General features: G+C 49.5%; 5 protein-coding genes and 4 tRNA genes. 2 read left to right on the forward strand and 7 right to left on the reverse strand.

Annotated elements, in window-relative coordinates; translation table 11 throughout:
* The 5 genes from NA197_RS23220 to NA197_RS23240 all read right to left on the reverse strand — a co-directional run.
* The coding region (locus NA197_RS23220; protein WP_000031661.1) for a GTP-binding protein at positions 1 to 212 on the reverse strand (212 nt) is incomplete at its 3' end.
* 115 nt (positions 213 to 327) lie between these two features.
* A tRNA-Thr gene (locus tag NA197_RS23225) sits at positions 328 to 403 on the reverse strand.
* A 6-nt stretch (positions 404 to 409) separates the two neighbouring features.
* Positions 410 to 484 (reverse strand) — tRNA-Gly (locus NA197_RS23230).
* 116 nt (positions 485 to 600) lie between these two features.
* A tRNA-Tyr gene (locus tag NA197_RS23235) sits at positions 601 to 685 on the reverse strand.
* Between the two features lie 8 nt (positions 686 to 693).
* Positions 694 to 769, reverse strand: a tRNA-Thr gene (locus NA197_RS23240).
* A 19-nt stretch (positions 770 to 788) separates the two neighbouring features.
* Here NA197_RS23240 and NA197_RS23245 point away from each other — a divergent pair.
* Together NA197_RS23245 and coaA are read left to right on the forward strand one after the other, a co-directional pair.
* Positions 789 to 962: a hypothetical protein gene (locus NA197_RS23245; protein ID WP_001541267.1), complete on the forward strand. Its 174-nt coding sequence runs from the start codon at positions 789 to 791 to the stop codon at positions 960 to 962.
* Between the two features lie 208 nt (positions 963 to 1,170).
* Entirely contained in the window at positions 1,171 to 2,121 is a 951-nt protein-coding gene (coaA, locus tag NA197_RS23250; RefSeq protein ID WP_064043560.1) for a type I pantothenate kinase, read from the forward strand.
* Between the two features lie 33 nt (positions 2,122 to 2,154).
* Here the strand turns inward: coaA and birA are convergent, their stop codons facing one another.
* Positions 2,155 to 3,117: a bifunctional biotin--[acetyl-CoA-carboxylase] ligase/biotin operon repressor BirA gene (gene birA, locus NA197_RS23255; RefSeq protein ID WP_000655746.1), complete on the reverse strand. Its 963-nt coding sequence runs from the start codon at positions 3,115 to 3,117 to the stop codon at positions 2,155 to 2,157.
* On the reverse strand, positions 3,114 to 4,142 hold the full coding sequence (gene murB, locus NA197_RS23260; RefSeq protein ID WP_064043559.1) for a UDP-N-acetylmuramate dehydrogenase: 1,029 nt from the start codon (positions 4,140 to 4,142) through the stop codon (positions 3,114 to 3,116). The genes birA and murB overlap by 4 nt, the downstream gene beginning before the upstream one ends.
* Positions 4,143 to 4,392: the final 250 nt, after the last annotated feature.

Consider the following 4,392-nt stretch of genomic DNA (forward strand, 5'->3'; position numbering starts at 1 on the left):
TCGTATTCAACGTGAGAAGTGTTGATGGTGATACCACGCGCTTTTTCTTCCGGCGCGTTATCGATCTGGTCGAATGCGCGAGCGGCACCGCCGTAGGTTTTAGCCAGTACGGTAGTAATGGCAGCGGTCAGCGTTGTTTTACCATGGTCAACGTGGCCGATAGTACCGACGTTAACGTGCGGTTTTGTACGTTCAAACTTTTCTTTAGACATCGATTGTCCCTCTAAGACACGGATAAATCGGTGATATCACCACATCAACCAGGCAACACGCCCGACTTGTTGAATGCTAATAAACAGAAGAGAAAAACAGGAAGGAGAAAAGAAGTGGTGCTGATAGGCAGATTCGAACTGCCGACCTCACCCTTACCAAGGGTGCGCTCTACCAACTGAGCTATATCAGCACATCTTGGAGCGGGCAGCGGGAATCGAACCCGCATCATCAGCTTGGAAGGCTGAGGTAATAGCCATTATACGATGCCCGCATCCTGGAACTCGGCTACCTGATTTTCATTCTGCACTGAATATCGAGAGAAACTCTCTTTATTCGAGCCGGTAAGCGAACTTATCGTCTCGGGCTGCGCCATCGCGCGGCCGAAAATGGTGGTGGGGGAAGGATTCGAACCTTCGAAGTCTGTGACGGCAGATTTACAGTCTGCTCCCTTTGGCCGCTCGGGAACCCCACCGGACTTGATGGTGCCGACTACCGGAATCGAACTGGTGACCTACTGATTACAAGTCAGTTGCTCTACCTACTGAGCTAAGTCGGCATCAAGTAGCGCGCATTCTATGGAGACCTGCGTGCTCATGCAACTAAAAAATTGCATAAAATGTTCTATCGCTCACATTTTGCGCTATAAGAGACAAAAATGCTCTAATTTCAAACAAGAGAGCATAAATTTTCGGCATTTTACCGACCGTCTGACCAGGATACGGCGCGGCATTTCAACGCTCCGTCGATAGAAAGCAATCTTCTGTATCTGGTATATTCGTCACATTGCTTCTCAGGGATAGCTTTCACAGCGAGATTTTTTCTTATTATTCCTCCCCATCTGGTGTTACCCTCCTGCCCATTGTCCAAATTAACTTAAATGTGACGTGCCGTTGCATGTCAGGGATGGCCCTCGTTCATCGCTGAACTGATGTAGCAATAGCAGCCAGAAACATGCTTATGAGTATAAAAGAGCAATCGTTAATGACGCCTTACCTACAGTTTGATCGCTGCCAGTGGGCTGCGCTTCGCGATTCTGTGCCGATGACCCTGACCGAGGATGAGATCGCGCAGTTAAAAGGCATTAATGAAGATTTATCGCTGGAAGAAGTTGCAGAAATATATTTACCTCTCTCCCGTTTGCTAAATTTCTATATCAGTTCAAATCTGCGTCGTCAGGCTGTCCTGGAACAGTTTCTGGGCACTAACGGCCAGCGAATCCCTTACATCATCAGTATCGCGGGCAGCGTCGCAGTGGGTAAAAGCACGACAGCACGCGTTCTGCAAGCGTTGCTGAGTCGCTGGCCGGAACACCGCCGTGTTGAATTGATTACCACAGACGGCTTCCTCCACCCAAACCAGGTGTTGAAAGAACGCGGATTAATGAAGAAAAAGGGGTTCCCCGAATCGTATGATATGCACCGACTGGTGAAATTCGTTTCTGACCTCAAGTCGGGCGTACCGAACGTGACGGCGCCAGTCTATTCTCATTTGATTTACGATGTTATTCCTGAAGGGGATAAAACCGTCGCTCAGCCTGATATATTGATTCTTGAAGGTTTGAATGTTTTACAAAGCGGTATGGATTATCCTCACGATCCGCACCATGTATTTGTCTCTGATTTCGTTGATTTCTCTATTTACGTTGATGCGCCAGAAGAACTTCTTCAGACATGGTATATCAATCGCTTCCTGAAATTCCGCGAAGGGGCGTTTACCGATCCTGACTCTTATTTCCACAATTATGCGAAATTATCTAAAGAAGAAGCTGTTAATACAGCGACTTCGCTTTGGAAAGAAATTAACTGGTTGAATTTAAAACAAAATATCTTACCTACACGAGAACGTGCCAGCCTTATTATGACCAAGAGCGCTAACCATGCGGTGGAACAGGTAAGATTACGAAAATAACAGAAAAAAGGGGAGTACCGACTCCCCTTTTTACTATTCGGCGCTTCGCAGCGATATTTCCCCACCCATCCAGGGTTTAATCACGCCATCTTGTTCAAGCAATAATGCACCCTGAGTATCAATGCCGCGAGAAATACCAAATATTTCTTTGTCGCCAATAATTAGTTTTACCGGACGATCAATAAAATTATCCAGTTTTTTCCAGCGCGAAAGATAAGGAGAAAGACCTTCTTGCTCAAAAAGCTCAAGCGCAGCACGTAGCTTATAAATCAGCTTTGCGGCCAGCATATTGCGGTCGAGCGTAATTCCGGCCTCTTGTAGTGTGATCCATCCCTGATTTATCACGTCCTCTTCTACGCGACGCATTGCCATGTTAATACCAGCGCCAATCACTATTTGTGCGGCATCGCCCGTTTTACCGGTTAACTCGACCAGAATACCCGCCAGTTTGCGATCCAGCAGGTAGAGGTCGTTAGGCCACTTCACACGAACTTTATCTGCGCCCAGTTCACGCAGCACTTCCGCCATCACAATTCCAATGACCAGACTCAAGCCTATTGCCGCCGCAGGCCCCTGCTCCAGACGCCAGTACATTGAAAGATATAGATTCGCACCAAACGGTGAGAACCATTTACGCCCGCGACGACCACGCCCCGCCTGTTGGTATTCTGCTACACAGGCATCGCCTGAACGCAGCTCGCCAATTCGATCAAGTAAATACTGATTGGTTGAATCGATAACGGGCAATACCGCCACGTTTCCGCTATCCAGTTGGCTATGAATACGGTCAGCATCCAGTAACTGGATGGGTTCCGGTAAGCTATATCCTTTCCCGGGAACGGTAAATACATCTACTCCCCAGTCGCGTAATGTCTGGATATGTTTATTAATCGCCGCGCGGCTCATTCCCAGCCGTTCACCCAACTGCTCGCCTGAGTGAAACTCTCCGTCGGCAAGTAGTGAGATCAACGTCAGGGGAACGGTAGTATCTTTCATGCAATGCTCTCCACAGCGTTTACCTCTCCGGACCGACCAATAAAGCGAACCTCAGGCTCCAGCCAGACATTAAATTTTTCACCCACTTTTTGCCGGACATGATGCGCCAGCGCCACCACATCTTTACTTGTCGCATCATTCGCATTAATCAATACCAGCGCCTGTTGGCGATGCACCGCAGCGCCGCCAATAGTGACGCCTTTCAACTGACATTGATCTATCAGCCAGCCTGCCGCCAGCTTCACTGAGCCGTCTGCCTGAGGGTAATGCGGCGCGTTGGGAAATCGTTCTAACAGTTCCATAGCGATATCGGCTGCGACAACGGGATTTTTAAAAAAGCTGCCCGCATTGCCATTCACTTTAGGATCCGGCAATTTTGTGGTGCGCATATGGCATACAGCATCAAACACCTGTTGCGCGGTGACCGTTTTCGGGTCCAGACGAGTAAGATCGCCATAGGTCAACACCGGCTGCCATTGCTTTGACAAACGCAGACCCACCGCGACGATCGCAACGCGATCCTGATATTCATTTTTGAAGATACTGTCACGATAGCCGAAACGGCATTCCGCCGCGGACAAACGCAGACGTTTTCCCGTTTCCAGTTCAACGCAGTCAACGTAGTCGCAGACGCGCTGTAGTTCTACGCCATACGCGCCAATATTCTGTATAGGCGAGGAACCAACGCAGCCAGGGATGAGCGCCAGATTCTCCAGGCCAGGCATGTTGTTGTCCAGCGCGTAGCGAACCAGCTGATGCCAGTTTTCGCCTGCGCCGACGTGTAGGTGCCAGGCGCCCGCGGTTTCATTGACCTCAATGCCTTTCAGGCGGTTAAGGATCACGGTGCCGGCGTAATTTTCCAGAAACAGGACATTACTTCCTTCACCCAGGATCATAACCGGCAGTCCCTCACGAGTTGCTTGCTGCCAGGCACTCAGTAGTTGTTGTTCGTTTTCAGCGCATGCGATGTGCTTTGCACAATGATCAATGCCGAAGGTATTCCAGGGTTTTAGGGAGTGGGTCATGGCTGCTTTCCTGATACTCAATCGGCAATAGTTTACCGTATCTGTGTTGGGAAGGCTTGTGGTTATATTGAGGGTGGATCGGCGCGTCCCTGTAGGCCGGATAAGGCGGAGCCGCCATCCGGCAGACTACAGATAAAACAAAAGGCCCAGTCTTTCGACTGAGCCTTTCATTCTATTTGATGCCTGGCAGTTCCCTACTCTCGCATGGGGAGACCCCACACTACCATCGGCGCTACGGCGTTTCACTTCT

The organism is Salmonella sp. NW884 (assembly GCF_051700745.1).
GTDB lineage: Bacteria > Pseudomonadota > Gammaproteobacteria > Enterobacterales > Enterobacteriaceae > Salmonella > Salmonella enterica.

Coding starts and splice junctions, on each gene's coding strand:
- NA197_RS23245 (WP_001541267.1), top strand. CDS start 789: ATGGAGACCTGCGTGCTCATGCAACTAAAAAATTGCATAAAATGTTCT.
- murB (WP_064043559.1), bottom strand. CDS start 4,142: ATGACCCACTCCCTAAAACCCTGGAATACCTTCGGCATTGATCATTGT.
- birA (WP_000655746.1), bottom strand. CDS start 3,117: ATGAAAGATACTACCGTTCCCCTGACGTTGATCTCACTACTTGCCGAC.
- coaA (WP_064043560.1), top strand. CDS start 1,171: ATGAGTATAAAAGAGCAATCGTTAATGACGCCTTACCTACAGTTTGAT.